The sequence below is a fragment of the Sphingobium sp. 3R8 genome (assembly GCF_020166615.1).
Classification (GTDB): Bacteria; Pseudomonadota; Alphaproteobacteria; order Sphingomonadales; family Sphingomonadaceae; genus Sphingobium; species Sphingobium bisphenolicum.
This window is the reverse complement of the sequence record NZ_JAIQXR010000001.1, coordinates 1-17,867: the sequence shown is the minus strand read 5'-3', so window position 1 is coordinate 17,867 and position 17,867 is coordinate 1. Positions and strand designations below refer to the sequence as shown.

24 protein-coding genes and 2 pseudogenes are annotated in these 17,867 nt (G+C 67.7%); 5 read left to right on the top strand and 21 right to left on the bottom strand.

The features are described from left to right. Positions 1-240 precede the first annotated feature (240 nt). From K9B33_RS00125 to K9B33_RS00080, 10 genes and pseudogenes are all read right to left on the bottom strand, one after another. Positions 241-1,293: an OmpA family protein gene (locus K9B33_RS00125; RefSeq protein ID WP_224545742.1), complete on the bottom strand. Its 1,053-nt coding sequence runs from the start codon at positions 1,291-1,293 to the stop codon at positions 241-243. Between the two features lie 200 nt (positions 1,294-1,493). Continuing rightward, positions 1,494-1,991 (bottom strand): DUF2793 domain-containing protein, encoded by a 498-nt coding sequence (locus tag K9B33_RS00120; RefSeq protein ID WP_224545741.1) that lies wholly within the window; start codon positions 1,989-1,991, stop codon positions 1,494-1,496. A 30-nt stretch (positions 1,992-2,021) separates the two neighbouring features. Then, entirely contained in the window at positions 2,022-4,217 is a 2,196-nt protein-coding gene (locus K9B33_RS00115) for a phage tail protein (RefSeq protein WP_224545740.1), read from the bottom strand. Between the two features lie 54 nt (positions 4,218-4,271). After that, positions 4,272-4,640 carry a C40 family peptidase gene (locus K9B33_RS00110; RefSeq protein ID WP_224545739.1) on the bottom strand — a complete coding sequence of 123 codons (369 nt, stop codon included), beginning with the start codon at positions 4,638-4,640 and terminating at the stop codon, positions 4,272-4,274. Then, positions 4,637-5,409 (bottom strand): annotated as a pseudogene (locus tag K9B33_RS00105) (DUF2163 domain-containing protein). The gene K9B33_RS00110 and the pseudogene K9B33_RS00105 overlap by 4 nt, the downstream one beginning before the upstream one ends. Continuing rightward, on the bottom strand, positions 5,406-7,736 hold the full coding sequence (locus K9B33_RS00100) for a DUF2460 domain-containing protein (protein WP_224545738.1): 2,331 nt from the start codon (positions 7,734-7,736) through the stop codon (positions 5,406-5,408). The pseudogene K9B33_RS00105 and the gene K9B33_RS00100 overlap by 4 nt, the downstream one beginning before the upstream one ends. After that, entirely contained in the window at positions 7,736-8,299 is a 564-nt protein-coding gene (locus K9B33_RS00095; RefSeq protein ID WP_224545737.1) for a tail tape measure protein, read from the bottom strand. The genes K9B33_RS00100 and K9B33_RS00095 overlap by 1 nt, the downstream gene beginning before the upstream one ends. A gap of 112 nt (positions 8,300-8,411) precedes the next feature. Further along, positions 8,412-8,609 carry a phage tail assembly chaperone gene (locus tag K9B33_RS00090; RefSeq protein ID WP_224545736.1) on the bottom strand — a complete coding sequence of 66 codons (198 nt, stop codon included), beginning with the start codon at positions 8,607-8,609 and terminating at the stop codon, positions 8,412-8,414. Next, entirely contained in the window at positions 8,606-8,932 is a 327-nt protein-coding gene (locus K9B33_RS00085) for a gene transfer agent family protein (protein ID WP_224545735.1), read from the bottom strand. Before K9B33_RS00085 ends, K9B33_RS00090 begins: the two co-directional genes overlap by 4 nt. Continuing rightward, the gene (locus K9B33_RS00080) at positions 8,929-9,336 is read right to left on the bottom strand and encodes a phage major tail protein, TP901-1 family (RefSeq protein WP_224545734.1); all 408 of its coding nucleotides are present in this window, start codon (positions 9,334-9,336) and stop codon (positions 8,929-8,931) included. The genes K9B33_RS00085 and K9B33_RS00080 overlap by 4 nt, the downstream gene beginning before the upstream one ends. A 136-nt stretch (positions 9,337-9,472) precedes the next feature. Between K9B33_RS00080 and K9B33_RS00075 the strand changes: the two genes are divergently transcribed. Next, positions 9,473-9,796, top strand: coding sequence for a hypothetical protein (locus K9B33_RS00075; RefSeq protein ID WP_224545733.1), 324 nt, complete (start codon positions 9,473-9,475; stop codon positions 9,794-9,796). A gap of 18 nt (positions 9,797-9,814) precedes the next feature. Here K9B33_RS00075 and K9B33_RS00070 read toward each other — a convergent pair whose 3' ends face one another. From K9B33_RS00070 to K9B33_RS00040, 7 genes and pseudogenes are all read right to left on the bottom strand, one after another. Further along, positions 9,815-10,219: a DUF3168 domain-containing protein gene (locus K9B33_RS00070; protein ID WP_224545732.1), complete on the bottom strand. Its 405-nt coding sequence runs from the start codon at positions 10,217-10,219 to the stop codon at positions 9,815-9,817. Then, complete coding sequence (locus K9B33_RS00065; RefSeq protein ID WP_224545730.1) at positions 10,216-10,407, bottom strand: hypothetical protein; 192 nt, start codon at positions 10,405-10,407, stop codon at positions 10,216-10,218. The genes K9B33_RS00070 and K9B33_RS00065 overlap by 4 nt, the downstream gene beginning before the upstream one ends. Then, entirely contained in the window at positions 10,404-10,937 is a 534-nt protein-coding gene (locus tag K9B33_RS00060; RefSeq protein WP_224545729.1) for a phage head-tail connector protein, read from the bottom strand. Before K9B33_RS00060 ends, K9B33_RS00065 begins: the two co-directional genes overlap by 4 nt. A gap of 2 nt (positions 10,938-10,939) precedes the next feature. Next, positions 10,940-11,218, bottom strand: a complete 279-nt coding sequence (locus K9B33_RS00055) for a hypothetical protein (RefSeq protein ID WP_224545728.1) — start codon at positions 11,216-11,218, stop codon at positions 10,940-10,942. Beyond that, a complete protein-coding gene (locus K9B33_RS00050; protein WP_224545727.1) occupies positions 11,215-11,400 on the bottom strand; it encodes a hypothetical protein in 186 nt (61 codons plus the stop codon). The genes K9B33_RS00055 and K9B33_RS00050 overlap by 4 nt, the downstream gene beginning before the upstream one ends. Further along, the gene (locus K9B33_RS00045; protein ID WP_224545726.1) at positions 11,363-13,354 is read right to left on the bottom strand and encodes a tail fiber domain-containing protein; all 1,992 of its coding nucleotides are present in this window, start codon (positions 13,352-13,354) and stop codon (positions 11,363-11,365) included. Before K9B33_RS00045 ends, K9B33_RS00050 begins: the two co-directional genes overlap by 38 nt. A gap of 136 nt (positions 13,355-13,490) precedes the next feature. Then, positions 13,491-13,706 (bottom strand): annotated as a pseudogene (locus K9B33_RS00040) (phage major capsid protein); the annotation flags it as partial. A 55-nt stretch (positions 13,707-13,761) separates the two neighbouring features. Between K9B33_RS00040 and K9B33_RS00035 the strand changes: the two are divergent. Further along, complete coding sequence (locus tag K9B33_RS00035) at positions 13,762-14,541, top strand: recombinase family protein (protein ID WP_224545725.1); 780 nt, start codon at positions 13,762-13,764, stop codon at positions 14,539-14,541. Beyond that, the gene (locus K9B33_RS00030) at positions 14,424-14,750 is read left to right on the top strand and encodes a DUF6338 family protein (RefSeq protein ID WP_318011066.1); all 327 of its coding nucleotides are present in this window, start codon (positions 14,424-14,426) and stop codon (positions 14,748-14,750) included. Before K9B33_RS00035 ends, K9B33_RS00030 begins: the two co-directional genes overlap by 118 nt. Positions 14,751-14,824: 74 nt before the next feature. Here K9B33_RS00030 and K9B33_RS23000 read toward each other — a convergent pair whose 3' ends face one another. Then, positions 14,825-14,950, bottom strand: coding sequence for a hypothetical protein (locus K9B33_RS23000; protein WP_263499420.1), 126 nt, complete (start codon positions 14,948-14,950; stop codon positions 14,825-14,827). A gap of 168 nt (positions 14,951-15,118) precedes the next feature. Between K9B33_RS23000 and K9B33_RS00025 the strand changes: the two genes are divergently transcribed. Both K9B33_RS00025 and K9B33_RS00020 read left to right on the top strand, forming a co-directional pair. Beyond that, positions 15,119-15,286 carry a hypothetical protein gene (locus K9B33_RS00025; RefSeq protein WP_224545724.1) on the top strand — a complete coding sequence of 56 codons (168 nt, stop codon included), beginning with the start codon at positions 15,119-15,121 and terminating at the stop codon, positions 15,284-15,286. Beyond that, positions 15,283-15,423, top strand: a complete 141-nt coding sequence (locus K9B33_RS00020; RefSeq protein ID WP_224545723.1) for a hypothetical protein — start codon at positions 15,283-15,285, stop codon at positions 15,421-15,423. The genes K9B33_RS00025 and K9B33_RS00020 overlap by 4 nt, the downstream gene beginning before the upstream one ends. Here K9B33_RS00020 and K9B33_RS00015 read toward each other — a convergent pair. The 3 genes from K9B33_RS00015 to K9B33_RS00005 all read right to left on the bottom strand — a co-directional run bounded on the left by K9B33_RS00015 (position 15,420) and on the right by K9B33_RS00005 (position 17,726). Then, positions 15,420-16,547 (bottom strand): phage portal protein, encoded by a 1,128-nt coding sequence (locus K9B33_RS00015; RefSeq protein ID WP_224545722.1) that lies wholly within the window; start codon positions 16,545-16,547, stop codon positions 15,420-15,422. The genes K9B33_RS00020 and K9B33_RS00015 overlap by 4 nt on opposite strands. A gap of 122 nt (positions 16,548-16,669) precedes the next feature. Then, positions 16,670-17,008, bottom strand: a complete 339-nt coding sequence (locus tag K9B33_RS00010) for a hypothetical protein (protein ID WP_224545721.1) — start codon at positions 17,006-17,008, stop codon at positions 16,670-16,672. Positions 17,009-17,093: 85 nt separating this feature from the next. After that, positions 17,094-17,726 carry an NAD(P)H-dependent oxidoreductase gene (locus tag K9B33_RS00005; protein WP_224545720.1) on the bottom strand — a complete coding sequence of 211 codons (633 nt, stop codon included), beginning with the start codon at positions 17,724-17,726 and terminating at the stop codon, positions 17,094-17,096. Between the last annotated feature and the right edge of the window lie 141 nt (positions 17,727-17,867).

Here is a 17,867-nt window from a genome sequence, read left to right as displayed (position 1 = left end):
CCAGCACCGTGCCGTCATTCATCGTCGGGCCTTGAAGCCCCGGCCATCGCCGCGCTGTCTGTCAATCCACGCGCGACAGTGAAGCACCCCGCCACCGGCTAGGCCTTCCCGACAACGCCTTGGCCCCGTGTGCGATGCCCCGGCGCAACGGACGATCCCTAACCAATCGGCCAAAGAAAAAGGGGCCGGTCCTGCGACCAGCCCCCAATTCTGTTTCCATTCCGAAGAACGGAAATCGGCTTACATGCCCGAACCCGGACCGTAGCTGATTTCCACGCGACGGTTCTGGACTTCGCGAACGCCGTCCGCGGTGTCGACGCGCGGCTTCGATTCACCGAAGGCCTGGGTGGTGATGACACCATCAGGGATACCCTTCGAGGCCAGATAGGCCTTGACCGAGTCAGCGCGGCGCTGCGAGAGGCCGACGTTGTAGGAAGCGGCACCCGAACGGTCAGCGTGACCGGCCAGCATGACCTGAGCGCTGCCGCAGCTGCTGTAGGCCGAAACCGCGTTGTCCAGAATGGTGGCGGCGTCAGGCGTGATGTCCGACTTGTCCCATTCGAAGAACACGATGTACGGGCCAGGGTTGCATTCCGCAACCGGCGGCGGGGGCGGCGGGGGCGGAGGAGGCGGCGGGGGCGGGGGCGGGGGGGGCGGCGGCGGAGCAGCCGGTTCGCCACCGAAGTTGTAGGTCAGACCCAGCAACAGGCTGTGCGTACGCAGCTTGGTGTTGATGGTGTCGCCTGCAACGGCCAGGCCCGTGGTGTATGCCGGGATGACCTTGATATCGTCCTGATTGAAGAAACGATACTTCAGCGAAACGTCGACATTGTTGGTGACCGGGTAACGAACGCCCGCGATCGCCTGCCAGGCGAAACCGGTGTCGCTGTCGTTGACCAGATCGGTCGCCAGCTTGCCGCGCGAAACGCCGACACCGCCGCCGACGAAGCCCTGCAGGCCATCATCGGGACCGAAGTCGAGCAAGCCGTTCAGCATGAACGAGAGAGCCGAGGCTGCGCCGCCGAAGCCGCTCTTGTCCAGATCGACCTTGGCGCGCTTGTAAGCGGCTTCGGCTTCCAGACGGAAACCGCCGAAATCATAGCCGATGTTGGCGTCGAAATCATAACCCTTATGATAATCGGCGGTGGTGACGGCGGTCGACGATTCAATATCCTGGTCTTCGACGAGCAGGACACCGGCATCGACGCCGACATACCAGCTATTGTCACGCGCCATGGCCGGGGTGGCCAGGACGGTGGTCGCAAGCGCAGCCGCGAGGGCAAGCTTCCGCATTTGAATTCCCCTTTCAAGAGTGTCACGAAGGACTGCTGAAACCCTGTATTCGCAAGAAGGTTTCATGGCAAGTCCACAATTAGTGAAACCGTTGCAAAAATAACGCACTAGCCCGGCTTTCACAGCTTTGCCAAGCTAATGCGGAGGAATCCTAGACTATTGACGCGGGCCTGCAACAAGAAATGCACAGGCCCGTAATATTAGCTCGCGATCAGGCCATGGCTGCGCAAGGCCGCCAGAATGTCAGCGACCGTAGAGCGCGCCTCGACGTCAATCACGGCGCCACCGCCGGGCGCCGCGATAGCCGCCCTCTGTGGCCCCACCACTCGCTCATCCTCGATAAACAGGCCAGCGCTTCGTATCGCTTCGCTGCGCCACTCTGCCCCATCGAAGAAAAGCGCGTGATCGCGGTCGGCCGCAGCGACCCTGATCCCGCTGCGCGCGGCGACGAAGCGCCACCCGCCCTCCGTCCACAGCGCGATCGATCCCGCCCGTCCGGACCAGTCGCCCGATGCGCCGGCGGCGACGATCCAGCACTGGCCGACCGCGGGCGCACCCGGCGGCGCACTCAGGTCGGCGCTCTCCACCTGTCCGTGCAGCAGCGCATCGACCAGCGCCAGCGCCTCATTATGCTGGATTTCCTTCTGCGCCTGCCCTGCGAACAGCAGCGGCAGCGCCCAACGCGGCGTTCCGTCCATAACTTTTCTCCTCGATCACCCCATATGCGCTCAGGCGATAAAGCCGATCCACGCCGCCCGCCCCTGCGCCAGCGTCCCCAACTGACGCACGTCCGCAGCCAGCGGCCGGCCCGCGGTCCCGTCCGCCGCGATCATCGCCGCCGAATAGAACCACTCCGGCGCGCCGCTTTCCGCGCTGCGCACCACCGTCGCCCCATCCATCACCGCGATGCGATAGCGCTCCGCCTCCTCGCCCAGCGGCACGTCGCTCCCATTGCTCCATCGCCATCCGGCACGGCTACGCCGGACCCAGCCGAACGCCTGCCCGCCATCCTGCGCCCGCACCGTCAGATGCACCGGCGACGGCGGCATCAGCGCCTCCCCGCTGATTGCCAGCGTCGCCTCCACCGGTTCGACATCGCCCAGCCCGACCGCCGCCAGCCGCAGCGTCGCGCCGACCTCGCCCACCGTGCCCAACGCCGCCAGCGGCTGCACCAGCCGCTCCTCCTCGATCAGCAGGAACGGCTCGCCGGCCTCATGCCCGTCCATCGCCCATTCGGTGCCGCGCAGCCCCCGGCGCAGCCCGCCCAGCCGATAGCTGGCCGGCCCGGTTCGCACCGCCGTTTCGAACTGCACCAGCTCGCGGCCGACGAGGCACAGGTTCCGCCCCTGCGCCAGCGTCGCCTCGTCCGCCCCGCCCAGGTCCATATCCACCGCCAGCAACGTCACCATCAGAGGATGCTGCCGATCGATCAGCGTCGCGCTGCCGCTTGGCAAGGCGGCGTCCGCCATTCCCATGACCGCCCGCGGTGCGCTGCGTCCGATCGGCACCGCCTCCCCGCTCTCGCCCATCACGAACAGCGCCGCGCTGCGCCAGCCTGCGCCCCCGCTCGCCGCTGCGACGAGCAACGGCGCGCTCGCCGCCCCGTCCTGGATCTGCGGCAGGTCGGCCAGCATCAGCGTCATCGCGCCATGGGGCGCATCCGCCTGCCGCACGATCGCGCCCGAAGACGCCCTGCCGGGCAGCGCCCCGCCCGCGCCCGGCACCCGGCGCAGCGCCAGCCGCACCGCCATCGCTTCCCATTCTCGTTCCTCGATCCGCCACAGGCCCGGCGCATCCGCCACCGTCACCACCGCGCCGGGCGCCAGCGCCAGCGCGCGCCAGTCGCAGCGCAGCGTCATCGTCGCCCGCCCGGTCCAGCCCGCACCCAGCCGCTCCGCCGCCAACGCCCGCGCCGCATCCGCCGCCATCACGGCGGGCAACTCGATCCCCTGCTCCTGCCGTCCTGGCCCCGGCCGCGTCACCCGCTGCACCCCGGCCTGATAGTCGCGCGCGGCATCATAGTGACGCAGGCTCAGCGCCACCGGCACCGCATCGGCCGCCGCGCCCGATCGCTCGACCGGATCGATCGCCTGCCCGTTCACGCGCCGCGCCAGCCCGTCCGCCTCTATCGCGCCATCCGCCGCGCCAGCGGCCGTCAACCGAAGCCCATCCGCCCCCGACTGCAACGCCAGCCCATGCGCCTCGACCAAAGGCGCGATCGCCGCCCGCACATCGCTCCCGCTCCCGGCAAAGCCGTCCACCGCGGCCAGCCCATCGCCCTCCAGCCGCCCCGCGCTCAACACGGCAGCCACCGCGCCGATCGACACCGGCCCGGCATCGGCCTCCACCTCGAAGGTCAGCGACGGAATGCGATTGCCATAGTCGGCCAGCGCCAGATCCTCGAACACGACATAGGCGATCCCCCGATGCGCCGGCGTCAGCCCCACGCCTTCGGCGGCCGCGATCAGCGGATCGACCGCCTGATCCTCACCGCCCGCATGGACGCGGAAAGCCGACAGTTCGGTCTTGAAATCCCCCGCCGCTCCGCGCAGCAGATTGCCGTCCGCCCAGATGCGCCGCACCTGCCCGATCGTCCGAGCCGACAGCGCCACCGCAAAACTCGCCGAATAGGCATAGCTTGTCACGCTCGGCCGCCCCTTGCCGCCGCCGCTCTTGCTCTTCGTCTCCTTCAGGTCGGTCGCCCAGATCACCGTCCCCGCCACCCGCATCGTCCCGAACAGCTTGGGGACTTGCGTGCCATAGCTCGACGTCTGCAATTGCAGGTCGGCAAGCCGCGCGCCCTCGCGTCCCTTGGGCTTGAACAATATCTGATTGTCGATGACATTGCCGATCACCGCGCCGATCGCAGCGCCGATCGGCCCGCCCAGCACGGTCCCCACCGCCGTCAGCACCACCGTCGCCATAACATTAGCCTCCGTTCGTTTCGAGCGCCGTCGAGAAACAATGCGCGCGCGACTTCATGCTGCCCGCCACCACCCGATCACCGGCCAGGGCGACGCGCCCGGCATCTCCACCACCCGCCCGATTCCCGCATGGGCATGGATGAACCCCGCCCCGGTTCCGATCATCAGATGCAGTTGCAACGGCCCCGGTCGCACCAGCGCCAGGTCGCCCGGCTCCCCAACCTCCACCGGCCGCAACCCCGCCGCCCGCAGCCAGCCTTCCGCCCGCCCGATATCGCCACTGCGCAGCCCATAGGCGCAATGCGCTTCCCGCCCCATCGCCAGCGCCGCCAGCCCGACGCAATCCAGCCCCGCGCGACCGCGCCCGTGCAGCCGGAACGGCACGCCGACCAGCGCCCGCGCGCGCTCGACTACCCCGCTCATGCGCCGGGATAGCGGGTCAAAAGGTCCATCCCCGGCAAATAGGGTTCCCCACGGAAATTGAGCGCGTTGCCGAACCGCGCCGCACAGGTCGCCAACTGCCGGTCGCACCCTTCGGTCAGCAACGCCAACGTCCCCGCCGTCACCGCAAAGGCCGGCGGATCGGCCAGCGCAACGCGCCGAACGCATAGGCTCCCGCCGCCAATCCGCCGACCGCCACATCGACGTCATCGACGCTCCCTACTGCCACGATCCGCCGACGCCCGGCCATATCGACCCGGCACGCCGCGTCGCCCAGCCTTGCCCGGCAATCGGGCGAGGTCGACGGCGCCACCGGCCCGCTCAGCACCGCCGCGGCGCCCAGCAGTTCCGCCGTAAACGCCCCGCCCTTGCGCGCCACCGCGCCGATCTCGCCCCGCGCCAGCAACAGCCACAGCGCGCCCGGTTCCTCTCCCAAAGCCTCCCCCAAAACCTCCCACTGAGTCAGCCGCAATTCCAGCGCCGCGCCGTCCCAGCGCCCCGCCATCAGGTCCGCCTCACCGATCGCATCGCTCGACAGCGCGCCTGCGACATCGCTATCCTCGCCGTCCAGCCCGATCCCGTTGCGCACCGCCGACGGCGTCATCCCCGGCGCGGCGCGATAGGTCAGGCCGCCTATGTCCAGATCCCGGTCATGGCTGGTCAGCCCGATCGTCACCCCGTCCCGCCGCTCGATCCGCCAGCAAAAGGCCAGCGTATTGAGCGGCTGGCTTAGCCTCTCGACATCGCTCATTCGCGTATCTCCACCAGCGGCACCGACGGCGCTTCGCCCGCGGCGAAGGTCGCCCGGTTGATGTCGAGCCGGTCCTCGGCAAAGCGCACCGGCACGTCGAAACGATAACCAGCGCTCAGCACCACACCGGCATCGGGCGCGTCATCGAACGCGATCACGCCCAGCCCCGCATGGCTCCACCCCTCGGTCAGTTCGACCCCGTCGGCCGCCACCCGGATGCTCCCCGCCACCGGCCGGGTGATGACCCGTGCCTGCGCCTCCTCGCCCACGCCATAATGGCGCATCAACTGGAACGTCGCCCGCACCCCGTCGCCGATCCCCAGCCGCTGGTCGATCGGCAAAGGCGCGACGCCCGGCGCGCCGCTGCGATCATCATAGGGATCGGTAAAGCGAAACCCCCGCGCCGCCCCGCGCCGCGCGCGAAAGAAAGCGATCAGCGCGGCGATGTCCGCCTCGGATCGTACCCCCGGCCCGGCGTCGAACGACAGGCGCGCATCGGCCCAGTCGCTGCTGCGCCGCTCATGGCCGGACGGGCTTTCGACGATCTGCGTCGAAAAGGCCGGCGACAGGCTCGCCTCCCGCCCGATGGCGAGCGGAAACACTATATCGTCAAAGGCTTGCACATCATCCTCCCCATCGATGCTGAAGCAGGTGAAGCCGTCGCGACACACCTGCGGCAGTGCCCAGATGAAGGTCTGCGCCGTCCCCCGCGCCACCGCCGCCTGCGCCGCTGCCACGATATCCCGCCATTGCGCCGCCTGTTCGGGCAACAGCACGAAGCCCGACAAATAATGCTGCTCTTCGATCGGATAGCCCAGCCGCGCCGTCGCCAGCGCCACGCCCCGCGCGGTCAGCCCCGGCCGCCCCTCGGTCACCCAGTCATAATCTTCCAGTTGCAGCACATCGAAAGCCGGCGATGCCCAGCCGACGGGCATATTGGCCCGCTTGGCCTCCGGCGCGCGCGGGTCCAATATGGTCGGCAGATAGGCCAGCAAATGCGTCACTGCCCCCGGTGCGACCGCCTTGACCGCCGCGCACAGCGCCGCCGTCGACGCCGCCAGCAAGGCCCCCGCCGCATCCAGCAACGCGCATTGCGCCGCGTCCAGCGCGCCCCGCACGTCCGGGATCGACACCGGACTCCCGCCCAGCGCCACCCGCGCCGCATCGTCATACAGGCATATCCGCCCGTCGCCCGGCATCACCCACCACCAGGGTTCACCGACCTGAAACAGGATCGGCAAGTCCGCCTCCAACCCGATGGAAACAAAGGCCCCGGCCACCTGTTGCAAATAGCCCATCGCCCCGCCATGGGCCGGCGACAGCAATGTCGATGGCGGCGACCATCCGGTCAGCGCCGGATCGCCATTGTCCGCCCGCTGCTTCCAGTCGTTCCAGCAATGCGCATCGAACAATTCATAGGATAGCGACCAGATGACGCCGAACCCCAGCGCCTTCGCCCGTTCTGCAAAATCCCGGTGCCAGGCTGCGCTGGGCGCATTCAGCACGCCACCCGTCAGGCTGACGTAAAGCCCCTCGCCCAGCCGCTCCAGCCGGAAATAATGGCTCATCCCGACATAATGGTTGATCGCCCCGCGATAGCCCAGCGCATGGATCGCGCCCACCACGCGCTCGGGCGTCTGGTTGAAACAATCGTCATAGCCGGTCGCCATCGACAGTCCATGTTCGGGCAGCATGACGTCGCCGATCGTCAGCATCGATCCCGCCCCGTCGCAGGCGATCTCGCTCAGTTCCGCCCAGCCCTCGACCGCTGCAGGGAACGGCGTGCCCCCCTCGTCATAGCCGGGCGGCACAAGCGAAATGAACATGCGATCGACATCGCCCGCCCACACCGGATCGCTTTCGTCGGGCAGCAGGTAGCCGCCCGCCAAGCTGGAAAAATCCAGCCTGATGACAGCATCTTCCGGCGTACCATTGGCATAGTTCCACAACCGCACATACCAGGCGCGCGGATGGCCGTATTCGTCCCGCCCCTCGATCGTCAGCGTCGATCCATGCGTCTCGTCCAATGTCCGCACGCCGCCGCTGCGCCAGCGGAACGACAGTACACAGTCGCGAAAGTCCCGGTCCGTGTCATAGGCCAGCAACGGATGGCTCCACTGGTCCGCCGCATCCCAGATCAGCCCCGCCAGATCGCCCGACCCGTAAAAGACCGCATCCACCCGCAATGCGTCGGGCGCGCTCGTCACCACGCTCGCCATCATCGGCCGCGGGAAATTGACGGTCCAGTGCGTCGCGGCGAAGCGCTTGATCCAGCGCGTCTCCTGTCCCCGCCGCGCATCTGCCAGCCAATGTTCGATCCTGCCCATCAGCCCAGCGCCCCCTTCACTGCCCGCGCCACCTGCCGCGCGCTGCGCGCCAGCAAGCGCGGCTCGCTCTCTCCACCGCGCCCATTGACCGCGATACTCACCCGCACGTCCCGCGCGCCGCCGCCCCCAAAACCACCCTGCGCGACCACCTGTCCGCTGCTCGTAGGCACGAACATCTCCGGTCCGCGCTCGCCGACCATATAGGCCCGCCCCGGCGCCACCGGCCCGCCCGTCGCCCGTCCCGGCAACCCTAATGCCGACGTCAGCAGCGACGCGCCCAAGCTCGCCAGCCCGCCCCCACCGCTCCCGCCGCCCACGGCCGACCGCAAGGCGCTCGCCGCAATCTCGTCCAGCACGCTGACGGCGATCCGGCGCAAATCCTCGAACCCGAACTTGCCGGTCCGCACCGCCCGCATCAGCCCCTGTTCGATCCGCCGCCCGGCCCGGTCCGCCCCATCGCCCAATGGCCCTTCCAGTCCCGCCCGCATCGCCTCGACATCGCGGCTCAGCCCCTGCGTATCGGCCCGCACCCGCACCACCAGCGTCTCGATTTCCTCGTCCACCAGCGCCTCCCCATAAAAAACAACCTTCTCCCCGTGGGAGAGAAGGATACGAAGCCTCCCCCGGCGAAGCCCGGGCTTAGGCGAAGTTGGAAGAGCGGGACTCACGCCAGACCTAATCCGGCATCGCCCCCATCAACCGCGCCAACTCCCCCCCATCCACGCCGCCGTCCGGTTCCTCCTCGCTCCGCGCCGCGCGCAGCACCGCCGCCAATTCCGCCGGGGTCGCGCGCCAGAACTCGTCCGGCCGCCAGCCCAGCAGCCATCCGGCCACCCCCGCCAGCCGCCCCGCGGCCTCGGCAAAGCGCGTCACTTCCCCGCCAATATCTGCTGCAAAACGGCTTTCAGCACCGGCGTCACCTTTGCCAGCCCGACCGCGACGATCGCCTCGCCCAGCGCCTCGCGGCTCACCGCCTCGCGATCGACCAGACAATGCCAGAACAACGCCACCAGGTCGGCCAGCGACAATTTCCCGTCCGCCGCCCGCTCGACCAGATCGAACAGCGGCCCCAGTTCCGCCTCCGCCGCCACCAGCGCGCCGAAACTCGGCCGCAGCGCCAGCATCTCGCCGCCCAGCGCCAGCGCCGCCTCGCCTCTTTCAGGATTTGGCCGCTCCAGGTTCGCCACCCCGCTCATTCGCTCACCACCGCGCCGCTGCTTTCCAGGCTCAGCGCATAGTTGCGCTCGCCATTATAGTCGCCGGCATAGTCCAGCCGCGTGACCAGGAAGCGCCCGCGCATCCGCTCGCCGCTCTCGAAGCTCAGCTCATAATCCTCGATCGCGCCCGACAGCGCATGGTTGCGGATGCGCACTTCCGCCGCAGAGCCGGTGAACAGCCCCGCCGCCGATACGCTGACCGACCGCACGCCCGCCCCCGACAGCAATTCGCGCCAGCCGCCGCTATCCTTGCTGGTGATGTTCACCGCCTCGCCATTCACCGACAACTGGGTGGTCCGCATCCCGGCCACCGTCGCATATGTTGCAGGCATGTTGCCGTCGCCCACCTTCAACAGAAACGCACTTCCCTTTTCGACGCCCATGGCGCATTCTCCAGCCAAGCGACCCCGACGCGGCAAGCACCCTGCCACCGCCCGGAAAATCGCGAAAAAATAAGAGACTCGGATGGCATTCGACCATCCGGTCGCAGCGTAAAGACGCCGCTATGGAGAGGTTTCTATGATTGTTGCCGCTTCGCTCGTGATGATGCTGGCCGCCGCCCCTTCCGCTGACGCCGTCGGCGCGGGGCGCAAGGAATTTTCCAAATGCCTCAGCGCCCAGGTCCAGCCTGCGCTCGAAAAGAAATTGCCGGTCGGCGATTTCCAGGCCGAGATGAAAAAAGCCTGCGCCGACAAGGAAGCCGCGTTCCGCGCCGCCATCGTCGCATCGGACAAGGCCGACAAGATGTCGGACGCCGCCGCCAATAGCGACGCTGACGATCAGATTTCCGAATATGTCGATAAGATCACCGGCGAATATGAAGAAAGCAGCCGTCCGGGCTGACCCCCATCGGGAGGGGCATCACCCCTCCCGCGCTGCCCGCAACCGATAGTCGATCACCGCCCGCCATCCCGCGGGCGGCTTTCCTTGGTCGCGCGCGACGCGCGACCGGACCAGCCGCGCGCTGACGACGCGCCACCCGTCCTGCACCTGTGCCTGGCCGATCGCCGGATCTATCCGCCCGATCAAACCCGCCAGCCGCGCCGGCGTCTCATCCGCGATCCGCAAGCCTATGGTCAGCCGCAACTCGCGTCCCTCGACATCCTTGCCGCCCCAGTCCGCGCCGATACACTCGCCGACATGGCCATAGGGCGCGCTCGCCCGTCCCGGCTCGCCGTCATACAGGCCGTTCAGCCCGTCCATCAACGCGCCGTCCGCCCGCAAAGCGGCGATCACCGCCGCTCGTACCGCCACTTCCGCGCTCATAACCCGTCCCTCCCCGCATCCCGCAGCGCCAGATCGCGCCACCATCGCCGCGTCAGTCCCGGCGCGGACGCCCGCACCACGTCGCCGTCGATCACCGCCGCCACGCCGACCTCTTCCAGCGCTGCGAGTATCCGCGCCCGCCGGCGCGCCGCTCGCGTCTCGGCCAGCGCGACCAGCCGCGCCCTCATGCCAGCCGCATCCGCCGGAACGGCCGCCACAGCGCGCTCACCACGGCCGGCGGCGCGCTTTCGCCGCCGCGCGCCACGAAATGCTCTGCCGCCAGCCGCACGATCCCCTGCCGCAGCGCTTCGGGCAGGCCATTCAGTTCCGCCGCCAGCCCCGCCCGGTATCGCACCGCCAGCCGCCGTCCGTCACCGGCGCGGGTCGACCGCACCCACCCGTCGCCCGTCGCATCGATGTCGATCGCATAAGCATCTACCGGCAGCAGTTCGGGCATCCCGTCGGCATTCACCGCCTCGACCGCTTCTATGGCCGCTACCGGCCGCGCCGACAGCCTTTGCCAGCCCCCGTCCCCCGCCACCGTCTCGCGCGCGGCTCGTGCGATCAGCCACTGGCCGATAAACTGCTCGCACAGCGCCGCCGCGCTGCGCAGCAGGCCGGCCAGCACCGCGTCCTCCGCGCCCGTCTCGATCCGCAAATAGGCCTTCAGCTCCGCCAGCGATGCCGCCAGCGCCCCGCTTTCGCACTCTTCCACCATCTTCAGCGCTCCTCCACCCGCATCGTCACCGACCGCTCGTCCACCTGCCCGTCGGACAGGGTGACGCGGTTGGTCAGCCGATAGATGCGCCCCACCACGCCGCCGCCCAGCCGCACCGTGCTGCGCTGCGCCTCGAAGGCGTCAGCTTCCACCATCAGCCCGCCCGCCTCCTCCGGCGTCACCGTCCACAGGCTGGCGACCAGGCTCTGCTCCGCCAGATAGGCGGACCAGTCGATCGCATGATCCACCCGCGCCTGCGGGTCTTTGACATATAGGCTCATCGGACCTTGCTCCCCTTGTCCCGCTCGGGCCGCATCGCCCCGTCCCGCGCGGCGATGCGCGCGGCCTGCCCCGGGCGGATGCCCCAGCGCCACGGTCCCGGCGCCGCCACCCGCACCATGCCCAGCGCGCCCGCGCCGATCGCCTCACCCGCCAGCATGGCCGCCTCCCGCTTCCAGGGCATCCAGACGCGCCGCCAGCCCCGCGATCGCGCGCCGCTGCCACAGCGCTTCCAGCGCCAAACATTCGTCGTAGCGCAGGCCCCAGCGATCCCCGGCGTCGCGCGCCGCACGGACCAGCGTGCCGTCCTCCGCCCGCTCCTCCGGCTCTGCGTCCCAGCTATCGTGGCACAACAGCCCCCATCGCACCGCCGCGCCGTCGCCCAGCCGCGCATCGATAGCATCGCGCACCTGCTGCGCCACCAACCCCAGATGCCAGCGCGCGGCATCGCCCTTCTCCGCCACCGCCTCGACGAAGCGATAGCGCCGCCAGCCGACCGCGCCCCATGCGTCGATTAATATTGCCTCGACAGACCCGACATCGCATTTGCTCCGCGCGTCGGACGTGTTGATCGTCCCGCTACCGGCATAAATGGTGGACCAGCGGAAGGACGCGCTGCCCCAGCCGGTCATGTTGTCCGCAACCGGCCGCCCCGGCCCGGCGAAAGTCGTTTCGACCGACGCGCCGATGGCGCAGATGGTCGCGCTGGCGGACAGGAAAGGCGTGGTCGCCAGGTTGTTGCTGGGGCCGACGGCGAATTTGCTGCCATCGGCATTGCCGAAATAGATGGCGCCGGCCGTCGTCTGCGCGACATAGTCGCAATTGACCGCGCTCCCCGTGCGCACGGCGGAAATCACCGCGGCGCTGGCGCCGCTGCTGGTGACGCTGCCGATCGTCATAGCGCCGGTCGCGCGCGACACGCTTATCGCCGTGCCCAGCAGCGCACCGCTGTCGTCCATGCGGCGCAGGGCGAAGTCGGACCCGGCATTGCTGCCGCCGTTCGCCGTCGCGGTGCGCTCGACCCGCCACATTTCCACGCCCGCCGTGTACAGCGACAGGCTGGCGCTTTGACCGTTCGCCGCATTGATCGCCGCATTGGCCGGACCCGATGCCGGCGCGACGCTCAACGACGCCAGGCTCGCCGTCCCGCCGGTGATGGCGACCGCACCTGCGCTCTGGCCCGCCATCGTGCCCAACCCGCTAATGTCCGTGCTGGGGATCGTCGCGCTGGCGCTCAACGCCGCCGCGCCGTTGCCCTTCACATAGCCGGTGAGGCTCGCCGCCCCGGTCCCGCCCCGCGCCACCGGCAACTGGCCCGACCAGCCGACGCTGATCGACGTCGCGTTCAGCAGCGCATTCCCCGGCCCGCCGCTCAGGGTCAGCGTGACATTGCTGTCGTCCACCGTGCTGAGCGCGCTGCCCGTGGGAAAGGTGGCCAGCGACCCGTCGCCACGCAGATATTGTGCGCTGGTCCCGCCGGGTGCGAAGGCATGGCTGTGGGTCCCCGCCCCCACGCCATTGGTCGATCCCAGCGTGACGCTCGACGGCGTCCCCAGCGTCACGCTGCCCGCCGCCCCGATCGTCGCGAACGCCATGCCGCTACCGGCCGCCACCGCCGTCACCGTACCGTCCGCGGACGATGTGCCCGCCCCGATATAGGATCGGAACGCCGCGCCGTCGCCCAGAGTCAGCGCGCCGCGCCCGAACTCCGTCGTCGCCAGCGCCGCGATCGCGCTCAATGCGCCGCTCGCCGCCTGCTTGCCCGCCAGCGCCGCCGTCAACCCGGCAACCTCGTCCAGCCCATGGTCATGCTCGTTGACCTGCGCGACCCAGCCCGCGTGCAGCGCCAGCCCGACATGCTTCTCGCCCGCGACGAAATCCACCGCGCCGCCGCCTGCCGACGATGCCTGTGGCGTGCGTACCAGCCTGCCCTCGCCATCGATCGCGCCGACGCCGGCTTCCCATTGACCGGGATCGGCTACCCCCTGGATGACATAGGGAAAGGTCGCGCCGGGATTGAGCGCCGCGGCAAAGGCGCGATAGCCGGGCAGTGCGCCGCCCAGCACCAGCGGCCCCTCGCCGCCTGCATGGCACGTCTCGCGCACCAGGTCCGCCATCTCCAGTTCCGTGATCGCCACGCCCACCCCCTCACAAAAAAAGGGGCAGCGTCAAAACGCTGCCCCAAAACCGTCTCCCCACGGGGGAGAAGGATACGAAGCCTTGGCAGCTTGCCCAGGCAAAGTTGGAAGAGGGGGAACAACGCCCCCTCAATCTTTACGACGCGGCGAACTTCATCAGCTTGATCGCCTCGCTGTTGGCCACCGCGCCGCCGATCCGCTTGACGGCGTAGAAATGCACGAACGGCTTGTTGCTGAACGGATCGCGCAGGATGCTCGTCTCGCTGCGTTCGGCGATGACATAGCCGGCCTGGAAATTGCCGAAGGCGATCGACAGGCTGTTGGCGGCGATATCGGGCATGTCCTCCGCCTCCCTGAACGCAGAGATTGTAGAGGAGAAATTAACGGAGGCGATCTTAGGCAGGGTTATGACGCAGAAGGCCATTATATATGCGCGCTTTAGCTCGACGGAGCAAAGCAAGGGTTACTCACTCGAACGCCAGATCAAAAATGGTCGCGCCTATGCCGAACGCACTGGCTTGCAGGTCGAGTCGGAAATCACCGACGAAGGGAAAAGCGCGTTCCATGGCAGCAACCGCGCCGAAGGCACTGCACTCCATACTTTCGAAATGGAGGCGCTGTCAGGCAAGCATCAGGGTAAGATGCTATGCGTCGAGAATATCGACCGTCTCTCCCGGCAGGGTGCAAAGGCCGCTGCGCGCCTAGTCTGGGCTTTGAACGAGCAGGGCGTGGACGTTGCAACGTGGCACGACGATTATGTTTACCGGGCAGACGGCTCCGGCGACATGATGGAACTGTTCAGTGTCATCATCAAAGCGCAGATGGCCTATGAGGAAAGCCTGAAAAAGAGCCAGCGCAGCCGGGATAACTGGACCAAAAAATATGCTGACATCGAGAGCGGGAAGGACATCACTTTTGGTGGAAAGCCTACGTGGATCGACATCGTTGATGGCAAGCATGTCCTGAATAGATACCGTGGCAGTGTCATCAACGATATGTTCGATTGGTATATTGATGGCCTTGGATACATGGCAATCGTCCAGAAGCTGAATGATCGGCAGGAGCCTGTCTGGCACGACAAAAACTACAAGGACGCCAAAGGCGGCTGGCAGTTTTCCCACGTTCACAGAATCATAAATGGTCGAGCGGTTACACTTTTCGGAAGCGCGGAGCGTCATTTGTCTTGATCCACTTGATTGATGGTTCGGAAGTGGCAGGCGCTTGGATCGGTGGATCATTCGCTTCATCAACGGCGGGCGATCGAGATGTCTTTATAAACCAGATGTGGACGGTCGAGGCTGACGGTTGGAAGGTGGTTGATCCGCCTCGCTCTATTCTTATCTGCGGTGGTGCAATCCGCATGATTGAGTTTATTCAAGGAGGACGGAATGAGTGACGAAAAGAAAGTCATCGCGCAGGACGGCTGGGCGTTTGGACAAAAAAGCTCCCCTCCATCATCCGATCATTGGCTCAGCCGAAATAGAGATACCAAGCCAGTGCCTCCTTGGGAGAAACCACTGTTAGCCCTTCGCCATGGTTGGAAATCCTATACCAGTTGCCCGGCCCGCGCAGCGCCCGCTGATAGCGGTCGGGCAAGCCCAATCTCTTTCCCTTCTTGGACGCGCACGTCGTTCCATGATGCGCATAAAGCGTAAACCGCCCGGCGCGCCCTCGGCCTGCGCCACCAGCCGCGCCAGCATGTCGCCATCCTGCTTCATATATCCCGCCTTCCCATGGGGACCGCCCATGCCTATTGGGGCGCGCATGAAACGCACGCCTCGCAAAATTCTGATCCTGTTGGTTCTGGCTGTCCTGGGCGCCGTCGCCTGGCATGTCGGCCTGTTCCGCGCCGGCGATTGCCTGATTCAGGGCGGCCGCTGGAACGGCGAAACCGGCTTCTGCCGCCTCGACAGCCTCGCCCGCCCGTCATGAAGGCGTTCATCCTGACCGCCGGGCTGGTCATGATCGCCGTCACCGCCTGCCTCTGGCAAAGCGACTGGCTCGCCCAGGACCAATGCCTCGACAGCGGCGGGCGATGGTCGCAAACCGTCGCCGCCTGCCAGCGCTAACCGATTCCCAGCATCGCCTTCTTCTCCTCGGCGCTCAGGAAATCCGCCGCCGCCACCCGCTCCCACAGCGCCGCGCGCTCGTCCGACAGCGCCGGCACGGCATCCAGGTCCGCCTCGATCCCCAGCCCCGGCCACCAATCGTCCAGCCCCTGGGCCAGCGCGCCGCCTATCTTCGCCACCAGCGGCAGGATCGCCTGCCGCCACAGCGCCTTGTTCGCCTCGCGATAATTGGCGTAGCTATTGTCGCCGGGCAGACCCATCAGCATCGGCGGCACGCCGAAGGCCAAAGCGATCTCCCGCGCCGCCGCCGCCTTCAGCCCCACGAAATCCATCTCCGCCGGGGTCAGGCTCATCGCTTTCCAACTCAGCCCCCCCTCCAGCAGCATCGGCCGCCCGGCATTGGCCGCACCGGCAAAGGCCACCTCCATCTCGCGCTTCACCCGCTCGAACTGCTCAGGGCTCAGCACCGATCCGTCGCCCGGATCATAGACCATCGCCCCGCTTGGCCGCGCCGCATTGTCGAGCAGCGCCTTGTTCCACACACATGCCGCATTGTGGATCCCCACCGCGCCCGCCGCCGCGCCCACGCAGCCCAGCCCATAATGATCGTCCAGCGGATGCAACGCCTTGATGTGCAGCACGTTGGTCCGCCCCGCGCCGTCTTCGGGCGTCAGCCGCGTCACGCTCTCCCCCACCCGATACAGGTACGCCGCAGGCCATCCGCGCGCATCGGCCTCCACGCTCACCCGTTCGGGCCGCAGCGCGAACAGCTCGGCCGGCATCCCGTCCGCCCCGGCCATCAGCTGCACATAGGCATTGCCGTGCAGCAGCAGGTGGCAGGCCAGCGTCTCGACCAGCCCCTGCCCTGCCGACGCCCGCCCGACCAGCGCCAGCACGCGGCCCGCATTCTCCACCCCGCGCACTTTCAGGGCGCAGGCGCCCGCACCCTCCGACACCAGCCGCATCGCCCGCTGCGCCACCGGATTGCCCATCACCCCCGCCCGCAACTGCGCCTCATAACTGGCCGGCCATTCCCCCAGCGCCACCGCACCCGATCCCCAGGCGCGCGCCAGCACCGGCCGCGCATCGCTCGATGCGGCCGCCTTCGTCCCGAACCATTTCATCGATATGTCCCCAAACGCAAAAACCCTCTCCCCGCCGGGGGAGAGGGCTAGTGAAGGTTGGCGGCAAGGCCGCCTACCGAAACTGTGAGAGGGGGCCTAGGCCACCCTTTTAGGCCCGACCTTTACCGGTTCCGCGCCAGCACCCGGTCGCACGCGCTGTTCGTGCCTTCGCTCTTGCCGATCACCCGGCCCGCGACGGCGCCCGCCGCACCCGCCAGCAATGTCTCGCCCAGGCTGCCGCCCGCCAGCACGCCGACGCCCGCGCCGCCGGCCGCACCGATCACCGTACCCTTGTCGCGGCCCTTCTTGCCCTTCAGCAGGCAGTAGCGCACATCGTCGCGGTCGCGCGGCGCCGCGCGCGCCACCCGCGCCCGGTCCTTGCTGTTGAGGCTCGCCGCCAGCACCGGAGACGCCGCCACCGACACGCCAACGACGGCCGCCAGGATTTTGGCCATCTTCATTGCACTCACTCCATCTGCAATCATGATGGCGCCAGAACGAACCGCCCCGACAGCCGGTTCCCCAGCGGTCGAAGCGAAGCCCGCCTCAATCCACGCGCGACACGAAATCCGCGGTCGCCCGCCGCACCTTCTTCAGATTCACCAGCCAGTCGCCCTCGTCGGCGCGATAGCCCAGCGGCATCATCACCACAGAACGCAGGCCCCGCGCGCGCAGGTCCAGGATCGCGTCCAGCGCGTCGGGATCGAACCCCTCCATCGGCGTCGCGTCCACTGCCTCGAACGCCGCAGCGGTCAGGGCGATGCCCAGCCCGACATAGGCCTGCCGCGCAGCATGTTCGAAGTTGGTCTGGGCGTCGCGCTGGGGATAGCTGCCCAGCAACTGCTGGCGATAGGCTTCCCAGCCCTCATTCCTGAACCCGCGCTCGTCATTGACCAGATCGAACATATGGTTGATCCGCTCGGGCGTATAATTGTCCCACGCGGCAAAGACGATCAGGTGCGACGCATCGACCACCTGCGCCTGGTCCCAGGCGATCGCCTTGATCTTCTCGCGCACGGCCTTGTTAGTGACCACGATCACCTCGAACGGCTGCAACCCGCTCGACGTCGGCGCCAGCCGCACCGCTTCCAGGATGCGCTCCAGCGTCTCTTCCGGCACGGCCTTGTCGGGGTTCATCTTCTTGGTGGCATAGCGCCAGTTCAAACGGTCGATCAGCATAGGGCGAAGTCCTCATCGAAAAGCCGCGCCAGCCTAACCCCGGCGCATGACGCCCCGATGTAGCGACGCCCGCCCGAAAATAAAGGTATCATATCAAAACTGATGAAATCGCGGCTCAGACAGGAGTGAGCAGTCCGCAAG

Excerpts from the sequence above, each read along its gene's own strand:
- K9B33_RS00125 (WP_224545742.1), bottom strand. The coding sequence starts at position 1,293 with ATGCGGAAGCTTGCCCTCGCGGCTGCGCTTGCGACCACCGTCCTGGCC.
- K9B33_RS00120 (WP_224545741.1), bottom strand. The coding sequence starts at position 1,991 with ATGGACGGAACGCCGCGTTGGGCGCTGCCGCTGCTGTTCGCAGGGCAG.
- K9B33_RS00115 (WP_224545740.1), bottom strand. The coding sequence starts at position 4,217 with ATGGCGACGGTGGTGCTGACGGCGGTGGGGACCGTGCTGGGCGGGCCG.
- K9B33_RS00110 (WP_224545739.1), bottom strand. The coding sequence starts at position 4,640 with ATGAGCGGGGTAGTCGAGCGCGCGCGGGCGCTGGTCGGCGTGCCGTTC.
- K9B33_RS00100 (WP_224545738.1), bottom strand. The coding sequence starts at position 7,736 with ATGGGCAGGATCGAACATTGGCTGGCAGATGCGCGGCGGGGACAGGAG.
- K9B33_RS00085 (WP_224545735.1), bottom strand. The coding sequence starts at position 8,932 with ATGAGCGGGGTGGCGAACCTGGAGCGGCCAAATCCTGAAAGAGGCGAG.
- K9B33_RS00080 (WP_224545734.1), bottom strand. The coding sequence starts at position 9,336 with ATGGGCGTCGAAAAGGGAAGTGCGTTTCTGTTGAAGGTGGGCGACGGC.
- K9B33_RS00075 (WP_224545733.1), top strand. The coding sequence starts at position 9,473 with ATGATTGTTGCCGCTTCGCTCGTGATGATGCTGGCCGCCGCCCCTTCC.
- K9B33_RS00070 (WP_224545732.1), bottom strand. The coding sequence starts at position 10,219 with ATGAGCGCGGAAGTGGCGGTACGAGCGGCGGTGATCGCCGCTTTGCGG.
- K9B33_RS00065 (WP_224545730.1), bottom strand. The coding sequence starts at position 10,407 with ATGAGGGCGCGGCTGGTCGCGCTGGCCGAGACGCGAGCGGCGCGCCGG.
- K9B33_RS00060 (WP_224545729.1), bottom strand. The coding sequence starts at position 10,937 with ATGGTGGAAGAGTGCGAAAGCGGGGCGCTGGCGGCATCGCTGGCGGAG.
- K9B33_RS00055 (WP_224545728.1), bottom strand. The coding sequence starts at position 11,218 with ATGAGCCTATATGTCAAAGACCCGCAGGCGCGGGTGGATCATGCGATC.
- K9B33_RS00050 (WP_224545727.1), bottom strand. The coding sequence starts at position 11,400 with ATGCCCTGGAAGCGGGAGGCGGCCATGCTGGCGGGTGAGGCGATCGGC.
- K9B33_RS00035 (WP_224545725.1), top strand. The coding sequence starts at position 13,762 with ATGACGCAGAAGGCCATTATATATGCGCGCTTTAGCTCGACGGAGCAA.
- K9B33_RS00025 (WP_224545724.1), top strand. The coding sequence starts at position 15,119 with ATGAAACGCACGCCTCGCAAAATTCTGATCCTGTTGGTTCTGGCTGTC.
- K9B33_RS00020 (WP_224545723.1), top strand. The coding sequence starts at position 15,283 with ATGAAGGCGTTCATCCTGACCGCCGGGCTGGTCATGATCGCCGTCACC.
- K9B33_RS00015 (WP_224545722.1), bottom strand. The coding sequence starts at position 16,547 with ATGAAATGGTTCGGGACGAAGGCGGCCGCATCGAGCGATGCGCGGCCG.
- K9B33_RS00010 (WP_224545721.1), bottom strand. The coding sequence starts at position 17,008 with ATGAAGATGGCCAAAATCCTGGCGGCCGTCGTTGGCGTGTCGGTGGCG.
- K9B33_RS00005 (WP_224545720.1), bottom strand. The coding sequence starts at position 17,726 with ATGCTGATCGACCGTTTGAACTGGCGCTATGCCACCAAGAAGATGAAC.